The following is a 21,470-nucleotide window of genomic DNA, read 5'->3' as shown; positions in this document are numbered from 1 at the left end:
TCAGACGGAGACAAGACTGATGGCAACAGAATTACCGATCAGCACCAAAACCTGCATTGTCCAGCAAGAGGGCAATGTTCTGATCGTGACCCTTAATCGTCCCGAGGCAAAAAATGCCTTCAACTCTGAAATGCTGCTGGGCATGTACAAAGCCTGGCGACTACTGGACGAAGATGACTCTCTGTACTGCGCCATCCTCACGGCCAATGGCGACACCTTCAGCGCCGGCATGGACTTAAAAGCCGGTCCTGATGGCGACAATGGCAGTACCGAGGAATTTATGGAGCTGATGGGCAAGGTCCCCAACATCCATTGGCAGGCGTTGCTGCGGGACAACCGTCCCTGTAAGCCGCTGATTCTGGCGGTAGAAGGCTACGCCTTGGCAGGTGGTACTGAAATTCTGCAGGGCACCGACATCCGTGTTGCCGCCGAAGACGCGATTTTTGGCGTGACCGAAGTGGCGCGGGGCCTGTATCCCATGTCGGGTTCTACAATTCGCCTGCGCAAGCAGATTCCCTACTGCATTGCCGCCGAAATACTATTGCTTGGTGAGCACTTGTCCGCCCAGCGCGCACTGGAGATCGGCTTGGTGAATCGGGTAGTTCCCAAGGGCGAAACTCTTAACGAAGCGAAGAAACTGGCCGAGAAAATTTGCGCCAATGGCCCCTTGGCAGTGAAGGCGGTGACCCGCTCATTGCGGGAGCATACCGAGCACATGAGTGAAGACGAGGCGATGCTGAAGTCGGATGAGCTGGCCGGGCCGGTGTTTGCTTCAAAGGATGCCAAAGAGGGCATGAAAGCCTTCAAAGAGAAGCGCCCTGCAGTGTTCACCGGCGAGTAAACGTGAGCGCCCAAGACAATAATAAAACCGGGCCCCTGGTAGGCATTCGCATATTGGAAATGGCCGGCATCGGCCCCGGTCCCTACGCCTGTATGCTGTTGGCGGATATGGGCGCGGAGGTCATCCGCATAGATCGCCACACCGGTGGCACTGGTATGGAGGGGCTCCCTGCTGATGTAACCGGTCGTGGGCGTCGCTCCCTGGCCCTCAATCTTAAATCTCCGGAAGGGGTGTCGCTGCTCTTGTCCCTGGTGGAGACCGCCGACGTATTGATCGAAGGCTTTCGTCCCGGGGTCATGGAAAAGTTAGGCCTTGGTCCCGATATCTGCCTGCAGCGCAATCCCAAACTCATTTACGGACGGATGACCGGCTGGGGGCAGGACGGGCCACTGGCCAAAACCGCCGGTCACGATATTAACTACATCGCCATTAGCGGCATGCTGTCGGCTTTTGGCGATAGCGACCGTTCTCCCCCCACACCCTTGAATGTGGTCGGCGATCTTGGTGGCGGCGCGATGTTTCTACTCAGTGGTGTGCTGGCTGCATTGGTGGAGCGCAGCCAGTCCGGGCAGGGGCAGGTTATCGATGCTGCCATCAGTGACGGCACCGCCTCTTTGCTGAGCACCATCCACGGTTTGATGGGGCTGGGCTTTTGGGAGCGGGAACGGCAGAGCAATATCCTCGATGGCGGTGCGCCATTTTATCGTTGCTACGAATGTGCCGACGGACGTTACATCAGTTTTGGCGGTATCGAGCCGCAGTTCTACCAGCAATGGTTGGAGCGCCTGAATCTGGATCTCGGCGGTACCGACTACGCGGTGCAAATGGACAAGGCCGCCTGGCCAGAGCAAACCCGCAAAGTGGCCCAGCGCGTCAGTGAGAAAACACTGGATGAGTGGTTGGCTATCTTCGAGGGCAGCGATGCCTGCGTGGCGCCAGTGGTCGGATTGGAAGAGGCCGAGCGCCATCCCCATAATCAGGCGCGAGAGACCTTTGTGCGCCAGGGTGGTGTTTTACAGGCGGCGGTTGCGCCGCGTTTTTCCAGAACGCCGGGCCAGGTTGGTATCCAGTCTGTTGCGGTGGGTGCCGATACTCGGGCCATACTGGGGGAGCTGGGTGTGGGCGAAGATCGTATTGCCGAGTTGTGCGAGAATGGGGCGGTTAAAGCCACTGACCCAGAGCCCTCTTGATTGGCAGTGGCTGACCTTGTAAACCGCACTTAGGAACACAGAATGGAAGCCACAGAAACCTTTAAAAATATCGTCAATAACCGTCGCAGCGTGCGGGCATTCCTGCCAGAGCCAGTGTCTGAGTCCACCCTGCACTCGGTGTTTGCCACCGCTCAGCGGGCGCCATCAAACTGCAATACCCAACCCTGGGAGGTGGCGGTTGCCAGTGGCAATGCGATAGAGCGGCTTCGCAAACTTATCCCCGAGGCTTTCGCTGCGGGTCAGTGGACCATGGACTTCCCCTATGACGGTAAGTACGAGGGTGTTTACAAAGAGCGGCAACATGGCGCTGCCGCTGAACTGTATGGGGCCATGGGAATTGGCCGTGAGGACAAAGCGCTGCGCCAGGCGCAGTTTATGAAAAACTTCGAGTTTTTTGATGCCCCCCACGTCGCATTTTTGTTTCTGCCGGAGCCTTTTGGTATTCGCGAAGCGGCGGACCTGGGTATGTACGCCCAGAACCTGATGCTTAGCATGACCGCACATGGCTTGGCCTCTTGTCCGCAGACTGCCTTGAGCTTTATGGCTGATTTGGTTCGCCGGGAACTGGGCATCGGCGAGCACAATAAACTGTTGTTTGGTATTTCCTTTGGCTACGAAGACACCAACAACTCTGCCAACAAATGCTGGACAGACCGGGCCGCGGTAACAGAGGCGGTAAGCTTTCACAGTTAAGCGCTGAAGGCGGTTCAGCGACATTCATCACAATGGGATATACACGCCATGACTGAAACAGTACTCACACAGCTGGACGAGCACGGAGTGCTATTGGTGACACTGAACCGCCCGGAGAAAAAGAACGCATTTAACAATGCGCAGTGGCTGGCTCTGAAGTCAGCGCTGGAGTCGGCGCAAGACGATGCCAGTGTGGCCTGTGTTGTCATTACCGGTGCCGGTCAGGATTTTTCCGCCGGTGTCGATCTGAATTCGTTTGCCGATGTAAAGGAAGGGGAAGAGCATCCCTTTGATGTCAGCGCCCGCGCGCTGGTGGATTTTAATAAACCGGTGGTCAGTGCGGCCAAGGGGGTTGCCATAGGTGGTGGAGCAACCTTATTGCTGCATACCGATGTGGTCTATGTTGGCGACAGCCTGCGCATGCGTTTTCCCTTTGCCAATTTGGGCTTGGTTCCAGAGTGGGGCAGTAGTTACCAGCTGCAAGCCATTATTGGTGCCCGTCGCGCTGCCGAATTGATGTATACCGCCCAGTGGCTGGATGCCCAGAGCGCGGTGGACTACGGTATCGCCACAGAGCGGGTCGCCGATGATCAACTTCTGGATAAAGCCCTGTCCAAGGCCAGGGAAATAGCCCAGTGGCCGGTGACCTCGCTGGTGGCCACCAAAAAGCTGATGCGGGACGTTCACCGGGAGACCCTACATAAGGTCATGGATATGGAGGCGGCGGGCATGGAGCAACTGGCCGGCAAGCCGGAAAATATCGAGGCAGTGGTGGCGTTTATGGAGAAGCGCGAGCCCGACTTTAAGCAGTTTCGGCGCTAAGCCCTCTCACCAAAAGCCTTTGCTCATTTTTATTGGCCTCAGAGCTGTCTCCCTTCAGCACTAGCCCCCAGATCTCTCGCCTTGGGGGCAAGCTTTGTCTTTCCTTCGCTCAGCGCAGCGCTGAAATCATTCTGCTATTGGCTTGTTTGAGGATGGCCAATGCAGCGGATTTAAACTGTGCAGCATCTACCTGGTAGTGGTAAATCTTTGCCTCATCACTCGACTCTCCGGCTCGGAGCTCTGACGACCGGCCGCCCCGGTCGTAGCTAATCGGGCCACGGAGGGTGACCTTGGCGACTTTCTTGGGGTTGTGATAGAGCGCTAGGTGCGACCCTTCTATTAACTCCACACCAGGAACAAAGGCAATGCCGGTGTCCCCTATTTGGCTTTGCCCCGGGCCTGGGGGATTGAGCCGGGCCAATCGTAGCGTGTAGTCCACCGTGATGGGGCGGGTGCCGTTCTCACCCGCCGCAATGCCGATTGCGAGGTGTTGGTCGGGGCGTACTACCGGCAGTGCTTCGGGACCGACGGTGAGGGTATCGATGCGGTTGTCACTGTGTTGGCGAAACAGGGCGACGTTTTTGCCGGGCCCTTGAAGGGTGTTTTTAGACAACTGGCGAATGGCAAAGGGTGATAGCTGTTCATCCAAACTGCGGGTGGACATGGCAAAGCCCCGATCTTTTAACTGCTGTACAAAGTCGGCATAAGCCGCTTCGGCAATGGCAGTCATATCGTCACTGCTTATTCCCTGCACGGTCACGCGCAGAGGCGGAGAGGTGGGGCTATTGTCGCGGTTGGGGAGACTGGCCTGTTCGGCCAACACAAAGCTCACGTTGTATTGCGCGATCAACGCGGGATTGGCGGCACTGAGCAAGGCGGGTTTCTCCAGCCACAGGCCGTTGGGCCCCGGGCGCCCTTCTGGCGCACTAGCGCAGCCAGACAGGGCCAGTGCGATTGCACCCAAACTCAGTAGTAGAGTGACCGGTTTGATAGCGATGATCTTAGAAAGGTGAGGCATTGCGATCTCCTTTGCCTGCGCGTTGGCCAGCAACACGTGCTGTTGCTCTGATTGCTGGCAAGAATACTGTTTGATCGCGATGATAGCTACAGGCTTTCTCACAACCTCATTCACGATGCCTGGCGCGCTTGATTTCGCCATTGGCGTGGTGATTTCCCCGTCCACTTTTTAAACGCCCGGCTGAACACCGACAGCTCAGCAAAGCCCAGGTTTAATGCCAGTGGGGTAAGGTCGATGTCGCTATTTTTGAGATAGTGGCAGGCCAAGCGCAATCGCACTCGCTGTTGGATTTGCGTGAAGCCGCTTCCCATCGCCTGCAGGCGCAGCTGCAAGCTGCGGGGATTCATCTCAGTGACCTTGGCCACCATATTTAGGTTGCACTCCCCCGTGGGTAATAACGCCGTCACTACCTGTTCTATATGCTGGGGCAGGCTATCACTGCGGGAGGAGGGCACTGTCCCACGCCACTGATTACTCAATGCCTGGCGCAAAGCCGGCGAGGGGTCCACCGGGGTGTTCAAGAGCGCTATTGGGTAGCGCAGGCTATTTTCTGCGGCGTCAAAGAAGATGGGCGCTTCGAAAATATCCTGATAGTGCTCCGGTGATGCGGGCCGTGGAATGCGCAGGTGAACATCGGTGAGCCGCAGGGGGCTTTGATGGAGCTGCGAAATACTGCGGAACAGCAGAGCGAGGCTCAATGCCGTCAATTGGCTGCAGTCGAGCTGGTTTTCAAAGGCGAAAGACAGACGTGTCTCTAGAGTGTCCCCCTGGGTATCCACATCCACCTGCACGCCGCGTGCGTGAAAATCCAGGTTGCGCTGCATCATGGTGAGGGCACCGGGCAGGGTGCTTTGCAGGCACATGAGCGAGCCCAGGGCACCCACCACATGCAGCCCCTGTCTGCCGCCCAGTCGCACGCCAAAATCCGGGCAATGGCATTCGCGGGCCGCCAGCAACAACAGTTCCGCCAATGTTGAATAGGGTATGTAGAGGTCGGGGTTTTGGAGCACAGCGGTCCCCAGGCCCATTTGCCGTAGCAGTGCACCGGGGCTGTAGCCCAGTTCGCGGACAAGTTCCGAAAAGCCGGTGAGCCCGCCGCTGCGAACAAAATAATCCATAAGCACCTTTAAGGCGGGAGGCAAAAGCCGGTCAGCTTAAACAAGCCGGCATTCGCAATTTATCAAATTATTATTCGTAATATATCAAGTATCGGCCTGGGAGGACACGTAATCTAAGTACCGCTGCAAAAACATAATCATAGCCGATAGCGGAGAGCACGATGATTCCAACACCTATTTTTGACCATAAAAGCCTGCTAACCCTCAATACCAATGAGCTGCCCATCTTTGAGGATGCGCTGCCCGGGGTGGACGCCCAGCCGCTGTTTCTCGATCCCCATGAAAATGTCTGGGTGATTCGCGCCATCTTTAAGCCGGGCGTTGTTTTGCCCAAGCATTACCACACCGGCACGGTGCATCTTTTCACCTTGTCGGGAAAGTGGAATTACGTCGAATACCCGGATCAACCCCAGACGGCGGGTAGCTACCTCTACGAGCCGGGCGGGTCAATTCACACCTTTATGACGCCTGCGGACAACACCGAGGACACAGATACGGTCATGGTGGTCACCGGCGCCAATATCAATTTCGACGAAGACAACAACTTTGTGGGCATCATGGACACCACCTGGTTTATGCAATTGTTTGACACCCTGGTCAAAGAGCGAGGCATGGAACCGGCTAAGTACATCACGCCATCGGCCCATCGCTACACCACTGACTAAATCGTCCAACCTTCAAATAACAACATCGTTGGATTGTATTATGAGTGCTACCTGTATACCGGTAGGGGCGGCAGGTCAGAGCCCCTCTGTCCCCCAATCGGTTTTTATCACCGGTGCCAATGGCTTTCTCGGTCGTGCGCTGTTGCGGCGTTATCAGCAAGCGGGCTGCGACGTTCGCGGTATGGATCTGCATGCCGACCCCGAGGCCAAGGTCGTGGCGGGGGACCTCACTGAGCCTGATACCTGGCGTGCTCACGCCCGGGGCTGTGACTTGTTTATCAACACCGCGGCGGTAGTGTCGTTGGCGGCTGATTGGCAGGTCTATCGGCGCATCTCCGTCGTCGGGGTTCGCCATGCCCTAGACGTGGCTATCGCCGGGGGAGCCAAGCGCTTTGTGCAACTCTCGTCGGTGGCGGCAATGGGGGATGACTACCCCGATGGCGCAGATGAGACACACCCGGTTGTTATTGGCGAGCACTATCGTTACGGGGCGGCCAAGGGCGCCAGCGAACAGGTGGTTCTGGCGGCCCATGCCGCCGGCGAGATTGATTGCACCATCATCCGCCCTGGTGACGTCTACGGGCCGGGATCCCGCGCGTGGTTACTGGAACCGCTGAGAATGGCGATAGCTGGACAGCTGATATTGCCCAACCGCGGCCGAGGCCGCTTTACGCCGGTGTATATCGATGACCTGCTGGATGGTATCCAATTAGCTGCAGGGCTGCCTGAGGGCCGCGGGCAGATATTTATCCTGTGGGGTGACGAGGCCGTCACATGTCGGGAGTTTTTTCAGCACCATTGGCGCTGGGCCGGTCGCAGCGGTGCTCCACCCAGCCTGCCTTTTGCGTTAGCCAAAACCCTGACAACAGCTATTTGGCGCATGAATCAGCGCCTGGGGCGCGCAGGCGAGGTCACGCCGGATACGATGCGTATGTTTAACCGCACTGGTGGATACAGTATCGCCAAGGCCCGTCAATCTCTCGGTTTTGAACCGATGATTAAACTATCTGAAGGGATGGCGCGGTCAGAGGCGTGGCTGAGGGAAACGGGGGAGATTTAGGATGTCCCAGCTAAAGCACAATCTTATTACCGGAGCCGGCAGTGGGTTGGGTTTGGGTATTGCCTGTCGCCTATTGCGGCGGGGTGAAAATGTCAGCGTGCTGGATTTAGTTGTCCCGCCGACCGCGCGCGCCAGCTTAAATGAGGCCGCGTTGCAGGGGCAAGCTAAATGGCACAGCGTGGAAATGGATATCCGTGATGAGGCCAACGTCCAGTCTGCCGTTGCCGAAGCTATTGCCCTGTTCGGTCCGCCGGGGCTCGCGTTGAATTGTGCCGGAATTGTACTGAACAAAACTATCAGTGCGATGAAGGGGGAAGAGTTTGCGCTCGTTGTGGATATCAACCTAAACGGCAGTTTCTATTTTGTTCATGCCGTCTTGCCGCATTTGCTGCCGGGGTCGAGGTTGGCCTTGATCGCCTCTGTTGCCGGATTTACCAGCAATTACGCCTATTCGGCCTACGGCGCCTCAAAGTTTGGCGTTATCGGATTGGCCAAAACACTGCGCTACGAGTACAGCGATTCTGGTATCGGCATCACCTGCGTGTGTCCGCCCGAGGTAGAAACCCCGCTGGTATTCAAGGAGAGAGAGCAGGGCGACCCCGTTGCCTTGGGGATTAAAGCACTGGGTGGATGCCTCAGTGCGGATTATGCCTGCGATAAAATTGTGGCCGGGCTAGATAAGGGGACGTGGATGATTATTCCCGGACGGCGTGCCAAAGGGATGGTGCTGCTATCGCGCCTGCTTCCTGAGACATTTCACGCTGTGATGGCGCATCACATTCGCAAGCTGCGCCGCACGCTGGCAGGCAAGATTACTACCACCGAAACGTAGTTATGGTTGAGTTATGATTGAACTATCGTTGACCCGAAACAGCTTCACTCACCGCGGACTCACCCTGTCCTACCTGGATTCCTGTCCCGATGATCATGACCGACCGGTGGTTATGTTTCTCCATGGCTTTCCTGATACCGCCGATATGTGGACTCAGCAGATAGCGTGTTTACACGAACAGGGTTATCGCTGCATTGCTCCCGATACCGTAGGCTCTGGCCATTCACAGATTGCCCCTAAATTGCGTGACTACAACGCCTGTATGATTGTGCAAGATAAGGTCGCTTTGCTGGATCACTTGGGGCTAGAAGGGGTCGATGTGGTGGGGCATGACTGGGGCGCCATCCTAGCCTGGCTTGTGGCCGGGCATTATCCACAGCGGGTAAACCATCTGGTAGTCATGTCGGTGGGGCACCCGGGCGCCTATGCCCGGGCCGGGCTCGATCAAAAGTTGGCCGGCTGGTATATCGCTTTTTTCTGTCTCGGTGGTTTTGCAGAACGCTTACTTGCAGGAAAGGGACGCTTAAGTTTGCGTCGGGTGTTTGGCACTCATCCCCATCCCGATGAGGTTATGGCCCGGTTGTCTGCACCAGGGCGACTGAGGGCCGCCTTGAGGATCTATCGCGCCAGCTTAAAAACAGTCTTGGTCGACACCCAGCCGGCAGTCAGTAGCCCAACTCTGGGTATTTACAGCCGGGGCGACAAGTACCTGGTGGAATCGCAAATGCGCAACTCTGAACGCTGGGTCAACTCGGATTGGACGTATCAGGTGTTAGATGGCGGCCATTGGATACCGCTGGAGAAAGCCCAGGAGCTCAATCAATTGTTAGTCCAATTTTTATGTGAGCCTTCCGCGTTCTAACATTTATTATTAGTGGCGACCTCTTTTGAGGCAGCGAGCGACAGACACGGAGAGCATCGGCTAGGTGGAGCCCTGCTGTGAGGTATGTAGGTTGACGTCGTTGTTGGTGAGTAGCACTAGTTTAGCTATCCCCGTCGATATAGACGGCCAACTTACCCGTATTGCCACCGGTCGCTAATATAGATAATGCCGACTGGGCTTTTTCCAGCCCGTGGATCAGCTGGTTCTGATTGATGAGCTTGCCCTCCAAAAACCACGTTTCCATTTCTTGCAATATTGTTGGTACCTGGTCCAGATAATCTAGGATCAAGAAGCCCTCCATCCGCAGGCGCCGGGTGGTCACCAGGGGAAGGTTTTTAATACCGTATTGCTCGCCCTTGCCGTATTGGGAGACGCTACCCGAGGCAACGATACAACCGCCGATGGACATGGTGGGCAGAACGGCGTCCAGAATCTCACCACCGACATTGTCGAAGAAAATCTCTACCCCGTCGGGGATGACACGCTCAATCTCGCCTTTAAGGTCAGTGGTCGCCTTGTAGTCAATGGCGCCGTCGAGTTTCAGTTTATCCATCAGCAGCTGGCATTTCTTCTCACCGCCGGCCAATCCGTAGACTTTGGCGCCAGCGGCTTTGGCGATTTGAGCAGCCATGATGCCGGTGGCACCGGCAGCACCGCTGATGAGCACCCGCTTTCCGGATCCAATCTTGCCGATATGATGCAGCCCGACATAGGCCGACCAGCCCGTCACTCCCAGGGTGCCCACGTAGGCATCCAGCGGTATTTCCGGATGGGGCGAAAGCTTAAAACTGATGGCGTCGTTGTTCAGGGCATCGCCACTGCATACCACGTAATCAGCCCAGGTCTGCAGGCTGAAGACATGATCACCCTCGGCCCAGTCGGGGTGCCGGGACGCTTCGATGCGGCCAATAATCTGGCCCCGCATCGGATCGCCTATTTGCAGTTGTTCCAGATAGTCTTTTTTGGGGCTCAGCCACAGTAAATTAGAGGCATCGAGGGACAGTAGGCGAGTCTTTATCAGCACATCGCCTTCGCTGAGTTCGGGCAGAGGGCGACGCTCTAAACGGAGCTCTGAGCCATCAAGACCGTCTTCCAGGTAATGATCGATAACCCACACTTGTGCCTGTTGGGGAGTCGGCATTGCTGATTTCCAGAATAGTGTTATTAGAGCTTCATAGCATAGCGAGCCGGTCGGCGTATGCCATTGTTGTGGAGTGACAGGAAATTGTTAATTTAGGACAGTCTGGAAGGCAGTATCCTAAACGCCAGTAGTTAGAGTTGTTGCCGATACTCTGATGGCGACATATCAAACCAGCGCTTGAACGCCCGGCAGAAACTGGCGCTGCTGGCAAAACCCAGCAGAAAGGTTACTTCGGTAATGCTGTAGCGGGTATTGCTCAGATATTTGCTGGCCAGTTCTTTGCGAGCCTTGTCCAGTAATTGCTGATAACTGGTATTTTGCTGCTGAGGTTTACCCTGCAGCTTTCGCAAACTCATATTAAGGCGGGAAGCGAGCTTCTCGGCGCTGAGCTCACCATTGGGGAGCTCCTTGAGAATTTGTCGGTAGAGCTCATCCTCGAACTCCGGCGACATGTTTTTGATAAAGCCCTCAGTAATATCATCGTGAAGCTTGGCCAAGCTCTCATTGGCATAGCGAACGGGTGTCGCCAAGTCATCCACATGGTAGACCAAGACCTCCTTGTTCTGATCAAACTCAATGGGGCACCCAAATGCCTCGGGAAACGCCGATGTATCAGAGGGGGAAGAGGAACAGCACTTGACCAAAATGGGGCTCAATGAGTCGTCCTCAGTGATTTCCCGCATTAAGGTCACCACGCCAAACATAAAGGTGTCTATGGCAATCGGAGGCAGCAGCCGTTCACCGTGGGCGTCTTTTTCGACAGAGACTTCGAAGCGGCAGCGGTCTGCAGCATAAATCATCTCGATATGACCGGAATCAGAAATAATGGCGCTATGGCGTTTAAAGCGTTGCAGTGCATCCTCAACGGTACTGCTTACCATTATCGACAGCCCTAGCGCGTGAAAGCTGTGAGCTTTTACGTAAGCGCCAAGGCGCATTGCGAAGGCGTCATCGCCGGTGGCCTGGATAGCGAGAGGGTAGAGGTGGCGAAGTTTGCTGTCGGGGATACGACTGTCGGGCTGAGTCGCCTCGTCGTGGTCGATACCGGCTTGCTCAAATAACGGGCGCGGATCGACGCCAGCATCCTTAAGACACTCGCTGATGACGCGAGTCCAGGCCCCTGTGGTGGTCAAGGTGCCGGGAAGCAACGGATTGGTCATTCAAGCCCCAGTGCGTGATTTATCATTGTTTGCGCAAAATGATAACAGGTCTGCGTGTGGCGGAAAATCAATGGCCGCTGTATTCCCTAATATCCTCTCCAGAAATGTGCGTCAGCGCACTTAGATACGGTATCCCGACCCGGACCGTGTCGATCAATAATAATTCAGGAGTCGAATTCTGTGTCTGAACAGACCTTTGATTACATCGTGGTAGGTGCCGGATCGGCTGGCTGTGTGCTGGCTAACCGCCTGAGCGAGAGCGGTCAGTACTCGGTCTGCGCTATTGAAGCCGGAGGCAAGGGCAACGACTGGGTAGTCAGAGCACCAGCGGGCGTTATCGCAATGATGCGCTCTCGTATCAACAATTGGGCCTATGAAACGGTGCCTCAGCCTGGACTTAATGGCCGGCGCGGTTATCAGCCGCGAGGCAAATGCCTGGGTGGCTCCAGTGCCATCAACGCCATGCTCTACGTCCGTGGCCATCGCAGCGATTACGATGGCTGGGCAGCGCAAGGCAATAGCGGCTGGGGTTATGAGGATGTACTACCTTACTTTAAGCGCTCTGAGTCAAACGAAGTGTTTGCCGATGATGAGCAATTTCACGGTGGAGAGGGCCCTCTCAATGTCGCCAATCCCCGCAGTGCCAGCCCAATAAACGACGACTTTATTGAGGCGGCGCAACAACAAGGCCTACCCTTGAATCCGGATTATAACGGCGCCGAGCAGTATGGCTGTTTTTACTATCAGATTACGCAAAAAGATGGCGAGCGCTGGGGCGCGAATGCGGCATACCTCAAGCCCGCCATGGCACGCCCCAATGTTAAGGTTCTCACCGACGCGCCTTTCAATAAGCTGATATTTGAAGGCAAGCGCGCTGTTGGTGTGAGCTACTTGTTTGGAGGGCTACCCAAGACCATTCGCGCGCGGCGGGAGGTCATCATCAGTGGTGGCGCCTTCGGTTCACCGCAGATGCTAATGCTATCCGGAGTGGGGCCGGCCAATGAACTGCAGCAGCACGGCATTAGTGTTGTCCATGCGCTACCCGGTGTAGGTAAGAACCTACAGGACCACATCGACTATATCGTCCCCTATCGGACTCCCTATAACACGGCGACCTTCGGCTTCTCTGCTCGGGGTATTGCAAGGGTCGCAGCGGCAGGCGCTCAGTGGGCGGCAACGCGACAGGGTATCTTTACCTCTACCTTCGCGGAATCCGGTGCCTTTGTTCGCTCTTCGCCGGATATAGAAGTCCCCGACCTGCAAATGGTCTTCGTTGTAGCGGTAGTGGATGACCACGGGCGCAAGCTCCATGCCGGGCATGGCTACAGTTGCCATATCGAAGTGCTGCGGCCTAAAAGCTCTGGCGAAGTAAGGCTGAACTCGGCAAACCCCATGGATGCGCCGCGCATTGATCCGCGCTTTTTGAGCGAGCAGGAGGACATCGACCTGTTGGTGAAGGGCGCAAAAATTCAAGCCAGTATTCTCGAGTCGGAGCCCTTTGCCAAATACCAACCGGAATTGATTTATCCCGTCGACTGGAGCGACGACAAATCCATCGAAGCGGATATTCGCAACCGCGCCGATACCCAGTACCACCCGGTTGGGACCTGCAAAATGGCGCCCGAGACTGATCCCATGGCGGTGGTAGATAGCCAGTTGCGAGTACACGGCATAGAGGGGCTGCGGGTGGTTGACGCGTCAATCATGCCCAAGGTGGTGGGCGGTAATACCAATGCCCCGACCATTATGATCGCCGAGAAGGCGGCAGATATGATCCTTAACACCGAATAAACAGTTTATTGAGCTTATAACAAGGGCGATAACGCCCATACGTGTATAAAAATAGGTACCCGGAGCAAAAATGATGACAATCTTAAACCCTGGAAAAAACCTGAAAAAAGCAGCGCTGGCGCTATCGATTGCCTGTGTGTATTCGCACGATGTGGTAGCTGCAGCGCTAGAAGAAGTTGTCGTCACGGCCCAGCGGCGCGCTGAAAGTGTGCAGGATACACCGGTGGCCATTACCGGCTTGGCCGACGATGCGCTGGATAAGCTGGGGTTTGAGAGCGCCAATGATATATCTGCCCAAGTACCCAACATGCAGGTGAGCGGCCCCTATGGCGAAGTGCAGCCGATTTTCGCCATCCGCGGGGTGAGTATGTCCGACTACAGCTCTAACCAAGCCAGCCCCATTGGTGTGTATGTTGATGAGGCTTATCTGGGCGCGGTATTTACTCATGGCACCAGCTTTTTTGACGTGGAGCGGCTTGAGGTGCTGCGCGGCCCTCAGGGTACTCTCTATGGTAAGAACACCACCGGCGGCGCAATCAATGTCATCACCAAAACGCCGATGATTAACGATCCACTGCAAGGCAAAATCAAAGCAGGTATCGGTAACTTCGGTATGCGCAACCTCGAGGGCGCGGTCGGCAACACTTTGATTGAGGATAAATTAGCGGCGCGTTTGGCCTTTAAAATCAAAGAGAACGACGGCGTGCAGGAAAACAAAGGGGTAGGTGACGATCGCGGTTTGCTGGATTTCAGTGCCGCCCGCTTGGCACTTAACTGGCAGATCACCGATGATCTGAATGCGGTATTTAAATACACCCACGCCACTAATCGCGGTAATATGAAGGTGCCGATCGCCGAGGGCCGTACCGATGTTCGTGGCATTGAAGGCCTGGTGCTGACCCACCCCTACGAAACTAATGGCTTTATCGACTACACCGGCTACGATCGCAGCACCCGTGGCCTCGGTTTTCACGACGTAGAAGACAACACCGGTAAGCGAAATCGCAATGATTTCGACATGGATTTGTTTATCGCTACGCTAAATTACGAGTCGGATTACTACTCCATTACCTCGGTGACCTCTTATTACGATACCCAGTTAGATAAATTCACCAACGATGACGGTTCGCCTACGCGTTTGTTGGAAATTGATTGGTATACGGCCAGTGAGTCTTTCTCTCAGGATATTCGCTTTGCATCCAACTTTGATGGCAACTTCCAAATAATCGGTGGTTTGTACTACGGACTGGAAGAGCTGGAGATGCACAATATCTACGAACTGTTTGGCGATTTGCTCGACCCCCGGGCCGCTATCGCTAAGCCTGATCTGGCTGGCCAGGCGCCGTTTGTGCTGGATTTTGGCGCAGTCGATCAGCGGCAGAACACCGAGAAGGAAAGTCTGGCGGCGTATACCCAAATGCGCTGGGACGTGACCGCGAATCTCGGTGTTGACTTAGGGCTCCGCTATACTCAGGACACCAACCGTCAGACCTATATCAATGTATCTCGAGTTGGCTTGGATGGAGCGCCCCGAGGCACCTTTGTGCCGGGTAACACCACTGGCTACGACCAGGCCTTTGTGCCGGTTTTCTTGCCGCCGGTACTCAGTGGTAACCCCGACGATATTCTCAGCTTCCTCGCCAACCCCCTGCCGTATCTAAATAACTTGACCCAGTACGGCCTGCCCGGTTTCACCGAAGGGCCCTATACTCTGGACAGTGGTCCCAAGCTGGAATCTACCGAGCGCGAGTGGACCGGTAAGCTGGGTGTGGATTACCGCTTGAGTAACGAGTGGATGGTGTATGCCAGCTACAGCATGGGTTACCGGGCCGGTGCCTTCAACAGTGGTATTTACTACGAGTCGAGACCACTGGATACCGCCTATGCCAATCCTGAATATATCGATGCCTATGAGGTGGGTTTTAAAGCGGACTTGCTGGATAACAGTCTGCGGATTAATGCCGCGGCCTTCTATTACGAGTACACCGATCAGCAATTTATCAACGTGGTGGGTATTTCAAACTTCCTGGAGAACGCCGGTGCCTCCGAGATTCTCGGTGTCGAGGCAGAGATCTGGTGGCGTGCCAGCGAACGCCTGACCCTGCAGCTGGGTGTGGGCTTGCTGGAGACCGAGTACACCGAGCTGGAGTTGCGCGATACCAGTACCCTGGCCGACCTCGACGACACCGTAGAACTTAGTGGTAACGAGCTGATATCAGCGCCACCGCTCAATGTCAGTGTGTCGGCAGACTACGATTTGTATGTCGGTGAGACGGGGTACTTGTCCCTCAACGTTAACGCCAACTACCAGGATGAGCAGTGGTTCAGCGCCTACAACGATGCTGTTGGTTACGACCAGGGCCGTGAAGAGGCCTACACAATCTACAACGCTCGATTGGGTTGGTATTCCAACGACGGACGCTACCAAATCGCGCTGTGGGGCAAAAACATTACCGATGAAGAATACAAAACCTACAGCATCAACTTACAAGCGAGCTTCGGTTTGGATTACTACATGACCGGAGATCCGATGATGTACGGCATCGAAGCGTCCTACAACTTTTGATGCAACGAACCCCCGGGTTTAGCGCAAACCCTCCGAGGGAAGAGGCTTGCCAGGCTTCTTCCCTCCTGCTTAGGGGCGGCATCGCCCCATTTTTTTCTTGTTTATGTGGAGACAAGCTGTGATGTCGAATAACTGGACACCAGTAAAAGCACTGCTGGATTGGGCCTCACAACGGCCGGACGACCGGTTTTTGGTGCAGCCCCGGGACGGTAAAGTAACCGAATATACCTGGCGGCAGACCTGTAACCAGGCACGCCGGCTGGCGGGCTTTTTGACACAACAGGCTTATCCGCCAGGCAGTCGCATCGCCATCATCTCCCGAAATTGCGCCGAATCTTTGATTACCGATTTGGCGGTCTGGATGGCGGGTCACATCAGTGTACAGATCTACCCGTCCCTCAATGCCGATACGCTCCGCTACATACTTGATCACAGCGACACTCAGTGCCTGTTTCTCGGCGCCGTAGAAGACTGGGGCGATATGCAGCACGGCGTACCAAAAAGCGTACCGGTGATTCGCTTTCCAGGCGCGCCATTTGAAAACCTGTCCCAGGAGTATCAATCGTTGGTGGACGTGGTTGCAGCCGCTCAGCCTCTCGAGGATGTGGCACAACCGAGGCCGGAGGACACGGCGCGTCTAATCTATACCTCAGGCAGTACCGGTAAACCCAAAGGCGTCGTCGTCCCCTTTGCGGCGATGGATGCCGCCAAAGATGCCTTGGTGGAAATATCCAACGCCACACAGGCCGATCGCTTGATATCCTACCTGCCCTTCGCTCATGCTTTCGAGAGTGCCTTCGTGCACAACAGCAGCCTTCGAGTCGGCTGCCAAGTGTTCTTCAGTGAGGGCTTGGCGACATTCCCCGCCGATCTGCGCCGCGCGAGCCCAACGATTTTCCATTCCGTACCCCGGTTGTGGATAAAATTTCAACAGGCGGTTCAAAACAAGCTATCGGAGGAAAAGCTACAGTCGCTGCTAGCTGACCCGGATACTGCTGAGCCCACTCGCCTGCAGGTGTTGCAACAGTTGGGACTACAGGACACCCGGATCGCCCTCAGTGGATCAGCTCCCTTGGCCGGCTCGGTCATTCAATGGTACCGGGATCTGGGCCTGGAGCTGTTGGAAGGGTATGGGATGACCGAAGATTTTGCCTATTCCCACATTACCCGGCCCGGCGAAGTCCGCGTTGGCTATGTGGGGCGCCCATTGCCGGGAGTTGAGTCGCGTATATCCGAAGAAGGTGAAATACAGATACGCAGCCCGGGAAAAATGGCCGGCTACTACCTTAACGACGACGTGACTCGCGAGTCCTTCACGGATGATGGCTGGTTCCGGACCGGGGATTTGGGTGAGTTTGATGACCATGGGCGGCTGCGCATTAGCGGTCGTCTTAAAGAGCTTTTCAAGACCAGCAAGGGCAAATACGTGGCCCCGGCGCCGATCGAAAACCAGCTGGGGCACCCCCTTATTGAGTCGCTGTGTGTGAGTGGCGCCAACCAGACTCAACCCTGCGTGATGATGGTGCCCAATGGCGCGGCAATTGAGGAGCTGGGGGATAAATTCGATAAAAATCAGCTAGAAGCGGAAATCGCTCAGCAGATTGAAAACGTCAACGCCGGTCTCGATCCCCACGAACGTTTGGCCTTTGCCGTGCTGGTCGCTGAGCCCTGGTCAGTCGTCAACGGCATGTTGACTCCCACCTTAAAGTTGAAAAGGAACGTCATCGAGGCGCATTATAGCGATCATCTGGACAAGTGGTATCAGCAGGGAAAAGCCGTGATTTGGGAATAACGTCATTCAATAGATTAATAGTGGGGAGCGAGAGATGAACGCCGTAGAGCCAAACTTGACAGCACACAATACAGAAATGCCTGCCGAGAGCAGTGATGCTGCCATGTTAAACGCCGCCTTTCAGTTACAGAAGCAAGCTTACCTGAAGGCACCAACACCCAGCATCGACGAGCGCCGGGAACACCTGCGCCAGCTGAAGGCGATGGTAAATGACCACCGCGAAGACATTATCGCCGCTATCAATCAGGACTACGGCAATCGGGCTCGACAGGAGACCTTGTTCGCAGAAATCATCTCAGTAACGGATTCCATCAATCACGCCATCAAGCATGTGAAAAAGTGGGCCAAGCCCCAGCGTCGCCACACCGATTGGACCACCTATCCCGGCGCTAAAAACCGGGTCATACCCCAGCCCCTGGGCTGCGTGGGCGTGATTGTGCCTTGGAACTTCCCCAATCACCTCAGCTTTGGTCCACTGATCAGTGCCTTTGCCGCCGGCAACCGGGCCATGGTGAAGATGTCGGAGAATTCTCGCCACCTGAGCCGTTTGCTGATCAAGATTAGCAAAGATTACTTTTCCGAAGACAAGCTGGTGTACTTTGAAGAAACCGGCACCGTTGGTATCGAGTTTTCCAAAATCCCCTTTGATCTGCTGCTGTTTACTGGCTCGGGGGAAACCGGCAAAAAGGTCATGGCCTCTGCGGCCAAAAACCTGACCCCTGTGGTGCTTGAGCTGGGCGGCAAATCACCCGCCGTGATCGACCCCAGCTTCCCGCTGGAAAAGGCGGTGGATCGTATTCTTTTCGTCAAGCAATTTAACTCCGGGCAAATTTGTATCAACGTCGATTACCTTTTTGTACACCAGAGTCAATTAGACGACTTCGTCACCCAGGCAAAGGCCTGGGTCAAAAAGCACGTACCTGATATTAATGCCGATGACTATTCCTCGATTATCGATGACCGCTCATTCAAGCGCTTGCAAGACACCCTAGAGGATGCGCGCAGTAAGGGAGCACGGGTAATTAACCTCAATGAGGGCCAGGAGCCAAACGTTGCTGCCCGCAAGATGCCGCTGCACTTGGTGCTGGACACCAGCGAGGAGATGACCATTCGCAACCGGGAAACCTTCGGTCCGTTTTTGATGGTGATGACCTATGACAAGCCCGAGGAAGTGATCAATTACGTCCACGGCCAGGATCGCCCTCTGGCGTTCTATCCCTTCTCCAACGACAGCAAGAAAACCCAGCTGTATATCGACCACATCATGTCGGGTGGGGTGACGGTTAACGATGCCTTGTTACATGTGGCGCAACACGATTTGCCTTTCGGCGGTGTGGGTCCCAGTGGTATGGGGCACTACCACGGCTATGAAGGTTTCCAAACCTTTTCAAAAATGCGGCCGATTTTCCAACAGGCCAGTGTGACCCCGATGTCTTTGCTTCGCCCGCCTTACGGTGGGCTGCCCGATAAAATCTTGAATATGATGACCAAGCTGAAGGGTTAATAAACGAATAAAATCGCTATTGACGAAACCCCGAACGAGTCGGTGTAAAGCCGAATCGACGGGGTTTTTTTATGATTTACGCATGTTTTTTATTGGGGGTGATGATTGCGGACTTTTGCGCGTGCTCTCGTTCGAATCAAGGGTAGAGTCGTTAAAAGAGAGGCAGCCGTGGGCTTGGTTTACTATTTAGCCACGCTGAGAATAGGCTTTCACAATCACGTGATAGATGTCCATAAATGGATTGTCAGGTAGATTGGGATCATACTTTCCATATCGCTTTTCTGCCATTTTCAAAGCAGGTCCCGGATCGGCGCCGTAGTCTAGCAGCAGTTCGGTAATTGCGCAGAAGCTTGTCAAATCCTCTTCCGTTAAAAAAGAATCAGAGATGCGAAACACCACCATTTTTAGTGGTGTATCAGGTTGAAGATCAGACGTTGGGTACTCTTCATCGTCGTCCTCAGAGCGATAGTCAGGGTCTGCCCCGTTTTCCAAACATGCCTTCACAAGGCTTAAATTATTATTGTTAATAGCTTGCATTAATTGTTGGTCCACTGTGAGATTTTCCAACCCTGTCCCCTAGAATACGAGTAAAACTGTCTTTACTAACTGCTGAGCGGCCTTCCCCTTACTCCGCTTGCCCATGGCGGCCACTGCCCTGGCTAAAGCGCTTGGCACCGTCGAGGGTCTCACCGGATGCCAGGGTTTCTAGCCCCAGCTTAAATTCATTCTGGATTGCGCTGGTCTCGTTTAATCCCCACTGTTGATAGGCACTGAGCCGGTCATTACGCATACAAGTCTGGGGTAGTTTGGCGAGTTGTTCTGCCAGCTCTTTGGCCGCATACAGTGCCTGACCGGCTTCAACAAGGCGATTGACCAAACCGATGTGCTGGGCTTCCTCGGCGGCGACGGCGCGACCGGTAAGAATCATATCCATGGCGCGACTCATGCCGATGAGTCTCGGCAGGCGCACGGTGCCACCATCAATCAGGGGAACGCCAAAGCGCCGGCAAAAAACGCCAAACACGGCGGTGGTATCGGCCACCCGCATATCGCACCAGCAGGCCAGCTCTAAACCGCCGGCGACGCAGTGGCCGGCAATGGCCGCAATCACCGGTTTGCCGAGTTGCAGGCGGCTGGGTCCCATGGGGGCGTCGCCACTGGTATTAAGGGGATTGGCCCCAGCCGGGTCGCCAGAAAATGCTTTTAAATCTGCGCCTGCGCAGAACACCTCGTCGCCACCACTAAGAATCGCAACGGATAAGTTGTTATCTGCGTCAAAATCCCTAAATACCTCGGCGAGGGCAGCGGCGGTGGCTCCGTCTACCGCGTTTCTTACCTCGGGTCGGGCTATGCAAACGGTCAGTATTGGCCCGTCTACACCGATGGTAAGGTTAGGGTAGTAATCTTTCATCGCGTACCTCAATAGCGCTGAGTTGCGCTTATTACTTAGCTAATACGAAGCCGATCAGCTCAGTTGTTAATGGCCTCTCTCTCGCCATCGATCTGTTGACGGATGAATGCGCCCATCGCTGCTACGGCATTATCGGCTTGGGACAAAAGCCCTGCCTGTAAAAAGAATACATGCCACATATCGTCAAAGATTTGCAGTTCGCTATTGACACCGCTGGCCCGTAATTTTTTATCCAGCTCGACGGAATCATCCAGCAGTATCTCGCACTCGCCAACCTGGATCAGTGTAGCAGGCAAGTCGTGAAGATCGGCGAGCAGGGGAGAGCAGGTGGGAAGGTCGACAGGTTGATTCCCGCAGTAAGCGGCTGCCCAGTTGTTGAGCATCTTGCTGGTTAACCACGGGTCAGCGGCTGCGCGGCTGCGATGGCTATCCAGCACATTGCGAAGATCTACCCAAGGGGAGAACAAGGCCATACCGGCTGGCAGCGGTAGCCCTTGCTCCCGAAGTGTGATGGCCAGCGCCAATGCCAGACCGCCGCCAGCAGAATCGCCACCGATAACAAGCTTACTCGGGTCCTGCTGTTGATCAATTAATGCACGATATACCGATAATGCATCCTCCAGTGCCGCTGGGTGTGGATGTTCAGGTGCAAGGCGGTAGTCGGGCAAAATAACTCGGGTAGCGCTGGCTTTTGAGAACTGCCCTGCGGGTGCCCGATCGGTTTGGCTTGAACCCACACAGTATCCACCGCCATGAAACCAAAGCAGGGTGCCGTCATCAGTGTTGCCAACACTGACGGCCTCACCAGCAACACCACCCAGCTCAATGGCTCTGTACTGCATTCCAGCAGGGGCTATACAGAGGTTAGTGGCTGCCAGTGCCGTGGCTCGTTGGACGCCATAAGGCATTCGCCCGCCAAGGAATGGGCGCACACCATAGCGTATTAGTTTACTAAATGCTTT

Annotated in this window: 19 protein-coding genes; 12 read left to right on the top strand and 7 right to left on the bottom strand. The window is 55.1% G+C overall.

All coding sequences use genetic code 11. The features are described 5' to 3' along the window. The first annotated feature begins 19 nt into the window (after nt 1–19). The 4 genes from I6N98_RS12080 to I6N98_RS12065 are packed head-to-tail and all read left to right on the top strand — an operon-like array spanning nt 20 to nt 3,567. Nucleotides 20–841, top strand: a complete 822-nt coding sequence (locus tag I6N98_RS12080; protein ID WP_198568606.1) for a crotonase/enoyl-CoA hydratase family protein — start codon at nt 20–22, stop codon at nt 839–841. 2 nt (nt 842–843) lie between these two features. After that, nucleotides 844–2,031: a CaiB/BaiF CoA transferase family protein gene (locus I6N98_RS12075; RefSeq protein WP_273475432.1), complete on the top strand. Its 1,188-nt coding sequence runs from the start codon at nt 844–846 to the stop codon at nt 2,029–2,031. A 42-nt stretch (nt 2,032–2,073) separates the two neighbouring features. After that, entirely contained in the window at nt 2,074–2,745 is a 672-nt protein-coding gene (locus I6N98_RS12070; protein WP_198568605.1) for a nitroreductase, read from the top strand. A gap of 48 nt (nt 2,746–2,793) precedes the next feature. Continuing rightward, nucleotides 2,794–3,567 (top strand): enoyl-CoA hydratase/isomerase family protein, encoded by a 774-nt coding sequence (locus tag I6N98_RS12065; protein WP_198568604.1) that lies wholly within the window; start codon nt 2,794–2,796, stop codon nt 3,565–3,567. Nucleotides 3,568–3,676: 109 nt separating this feature from the next. Here I6N98_RS12065 and I6N98_RS12060 read toward each other — a convergent pair whose 3' ends face one another. Together I6N98_RS12060 and I6N98_RS12055 are read right to left on the bottom strand one after the other, a co-directional pair. Further along, the gene (locus tag I6N98_RS12060; protein ID WP_198568603.1) at nt 3,677–4,585 is read right to left on the bottom strand and encodes a hypothetical protein; all 909 of its coding nucleotides are present in this window, start codon (nt 4,583–4,585) and stop codon (nt 3,677–3,679) included. Nucleotides 4,586–4,695: 110 nt separating this feature from the next. Continuing rightward, nucleotides 4,696–5,703: an AraC family transcriptional regulator gene (locus tag I6N98_RS12055; RefSeq protein WP_198568602.1), complete on the bottom strand. Its 1,008-nt coding sequence runs from the start codon at nt 5,701–5,703 to the stop codon at nt 4,696–4,698. A gap of 161 nt (nt 5,704–5,864) precedes the next feature. Between I6N98_RS12055 and I6N98_RS12050 the strand changes: the two genes are divergently transcribed. From I6N98_RS12050 to I6N98_RS12035, 4 genes are read left to right on the top strand one after another with little or no spacing between them, the layout of a single operon-like run. Beyond that, nucleotides 5,865–6,368 (top strand): 2,4'-dihydroxyacetophenone dioxygenase family protein, encoded by a 504-nt coding sequence (locus I6N98_RS12050; protein ID WP_198568601.1) that lies wholly within the window; start codon nt 5,865–5,867, stop codon nt 6,366–6,368. A gap of 40 nt (nt 6,369–6,408) precedes the next feature. After that, nucleotides 6,409–7,428, top strand: a complete 1,020-nt coding sequence (locus tag I6N98_RS12045) for an NAD-dependent epimerase/dehydratase family protein (RefSeq protein WP_198568600.1) — start codon at nt 6,409–6,411, stop codon at nt 7,426–7,428. A 1-nt stretch (nt 7,429) separates the two neighbouring features. Continuing rightward, nucleotides 7,430–8,260: an SDR family NAD(P)-dependent oxidoreductase gene (locus I6N98_RS12040; RefSeq protein ID WP_420496968.1), complete on the top strand. Its 831-nt coding sequence runs from the start codon at nt 7,430–7,432 to the stop codon at nt 8,258–8,260. A gap of 13 nt (nt 8,261–8,273) precedes the next feature. Continuing rightward, entirely contained in the window at nt 8,274–9,122 is an 849-nt protein-coding gene (locus I6N98_RS12035) for an alpha/beta fold hydrolase (RefSeq protein WP_198568598.1), read from the top strand. 121 nt (nt 9,123–9,243) lie between these two features. Here the strand turns inward: I6N98_RS12035 and I6N98_RS12030 are convergent, their stop codons facing one another. After that, nucleotides 9,244–10,284: an MDR family NADP-dependent oxidoreductase gene (locus I6N98_RS12030; protein WP_198568597.1), complete on the bottom strand. Its 1,041-nt coding sequence runs from the start codon at nt 10,282–10,284 to the stop codon at nt 9,244–9,246. Between the two features lie 131 nt (nt 10,285–10,415). Next, nucleotides 10,416–11,444, bottom strand: coding sequence for an AraC family transcriptional regulator (locus I6N98_RS12025; RefSeq protein ID WP_198568596.1), 1,029 nt, complete (start codon nt 11,442–11,444; stop codon nt 10,416–10,418). Nucleotides 11,445–11,624: 180 nt separating this feature from the next. Here I6N98_RS12025 and I6N98_RS12020 point away from each other — a divergent pair, with 180 nt between their 5' ends. From I6N98_RS12020 to I6N98_RS12005, 4 genes are all read left to right on the top strand, one after another. Then, on the top strand, nt 11,625–13,235 hold the full coding sequence (locus tag I6N98_RS12020) for a GMC family oxidoreductase (RefSeq protein WP_198568595.1): 1,611 nt from the start codon (nt 11,625–11,627) through the stop codon (nt 13,233–13,235). 70 nt (nt 13,236–13,305) lie between these two features. After that, complete coding sequence (locus I6N98_RS12015) at nt 13,306–15,801, top strand: TonB-dependent receptor (RefSeq protein ID WP_198568594.1); 2,496 nt, start codon at nt 13,306–13,308, stop codon at nt 15,799–15,801. Nucleotides 15,802–15,922: 121 nt separating this feature from the next. Continuing rightward, the gene (locus I6N98_RS12010; RefSeq protein ID WP_198568593.1) at nt 15,923–17,593 is read left to right on the top strand and encodes an AMP-binding protein; all 1,671 of its coding nucleotides are present in this window, start codon (nt 15,923–15,925) and stop codon (nt 17,591–17,593) included. Between the two features lie 34 nt (nt 17,594–17,627). Beyond that, nucleotides 17,628–19,097, top strand: a complete 1,470-nt coding sequence (locus tag I6N98_RS12005; RefSeq protein ID WP_198568592.1) for a coniferyl aldehyde dehydrogenase — start codon at nt 17,628–17,630, stop codon at nt 19,095–19,097. A gap of 186 nt (nt 19,098–19,283) precedes the next feature. On the opposite strand, the gene I6N98_RS12000 is transcribed toward I6N98_RS12005, so the two are convergent. The 3 genes from I6N98_RS12000 to I6N98_RS11990 all read right to left on the bottom strand — a co-directional run bounded on the left by I6N98_RS12000 (nt 19,284) and on the right by I6N98_RS11990 (nt 21,416). Then, nucleotides 19,284–19,649, bottom strand: coding sequence for an ankyrin repeat domain-containing protein (locus I6N98_RS12000; RefSeq protein ID WP_198568591.1), 366 nt, complete (start codon nt 19,647–19,649; stop codon nt 19,284–19,286). Nucleotides 19,650–19,722: 73 nt separating this feature from the next. Beyond that, a complete protein-coding gene (locus I6N98_RS11995) occupies nt 19,723–20,508 on the bottom strand; it encodes a crotonase/enoyl-CoA hydratase family protein (protein ID WP_198568590.1) in 786 nt (261 codons plus the stop codon). A gap of 59 nt (nt 20,509–20,567) precedes the next feature. Further along, complete coding sequence (locus I6N98_RS11990; protein ID WP_198568589.1) at nt 20,568–21,416, bottom strand: alpha/beta hydrolase; 849 nt, start codon at nt 21,414–21,416, stop codon at nt 20,568–20,570. Between the last annotated feature and the right edge of the window lie 54 nt (nt 21,417–21,470).

Origin of the sequence: Spongiibacter nanhainus, from assembly GCF_016132545.1 — a bacterium.
GTDB classification, from domain to species: domain Bacteria; phylum Pseudomonadota; class Gammaproteobacteria; order Pseudomonadales; family Spongiibacteraceae; genus Spongiibacter; species Spongiibacter nanhainus.
The sequence above is the reverse complement of the archived record's forward strand: the minus strand, read 5'-3'. Positions and strand labels throughout refer to the sequence as shown.

What these genes read in the sequence shown, in the direction of transcription:
- I6N98_RS12080 (WP_198568606.1), top strand. Translation starts at nt 20, where the DNA reads ATGGCAACAGAATTACCGATCAGCACCAAAACCTGCATTGTCCAGCAA.
- I6N98_RS12070 (WP_198568605.1), top strand. Translation starts at nt 2,074, where the DNA reads ATGGAAGCCACAGAAACCTTTAAAAATATCGTCAATAACCGTCGCAGC.
- I6N98_RS12065 (WP_198568604.1), top strand. Translation starts at nt 2,794, where the DNA reads ATGACTGAAACAGTACTCACACAGCTGGACGAGCACGGAGTGCTATTG.
- I6N98_RS12060 (WP_198568603.1), bottom strand. Translation starts at nt 4,585, where the DNA reads ATGCCTCACCTTTCTAAGATCATCGCTATCAAACCGGTCACTCTACTA.
- I6N98_RS12055 (WP_198568602.1), bottom strand. Translation starts at nt 5,703, where the DNA reads ATGGATTATTTTGTTCGCAGCGGCGGGCTCACCGGCTTTTCGGAACTT.
- I6N98_RS12050 (WP_198568601.1), top strand. Translation starts at nt 5,865, where the DNA reads ATGATTCCAACACCTATTTTTGACCATAAAAGCCTGCTAACCCTCAAT.
- I6N98_RS12045 (WP_198568600.1), top strand. Translation starts at nt 6,409, where the DNA reads ATGAGTGCTACCTGTATACCGGTAGGGGCGGCAGGTCAGAGCCCCTCT.
- I6N98_RS12040 (WP_420496968.1), top strand. Translation starts at nt 7,430, where the DNA reads ATGTCCCAGCTAAAGCACAATCTTATTACCGGAGCCGGCAGTGGGTTG.
- I6N98_RS12035 (WP_198568598.1), top strand. Translation starts at nt 8,274, where the DNA reads ATGATTGAACTATCGTTGACCCGAAACAGCTTCACTCACCGCGGACTC.
- I6N98_RS12030 (WP_198568597.1), bottom strand. Translation starts at nt 10,284, where the DNA reads ATGCCGACTCCCCAACAGGCACAAGTGTGGGTTATCGATCATTACCTG.
- I6N98_RS12025 (WP_198568596.1), bottom strand. Translation starts at nt 11,444, where the DNA reads ATGACCAATCCGTTGCTTCCCGGCACCTTGACCACCACAGGGGCCTGG.
- I6N98_RS12015 (WP_198568594.1), top strand. Translation starts at nt 13,306, where the DNA reads ATGATGACAATCTTAAACCCTGGAAAAAACCTGAAAAAAGCAGCGCTG.
- I6N98_RS12010 (WP_198568593.1), top strand. Translation starts at nt 15,923, where the DNA reads ATGTCGAATAACTGGACACCAGTAAAAGCACTGCTGGATTGGGCCTCA.
- I6N98_RS12005 (WP_198568592.1), top strand. Translation starts at nt 17,628, where the DNA reads ATGAACGCCGTAGAGCCAAACTTGACAGCACACAATACAGAAATGCCT.
- I6N98_RS11995 (WP_198568590.1), bottom strand. Translation starts at nt 20,508, where the DNA reads ATGAAAGATTACTACCCTAACCTTACCATCGGTGTAGACGGGCCAATA.
- I6N98_RS11990 (WP_198568589.1), bottom strand. Translation starts at nt 21,416, where the DNA reads ATGCCTTATGGCGTCCAACGAGCCACGGCACTGGCAGCCACTAACCTC.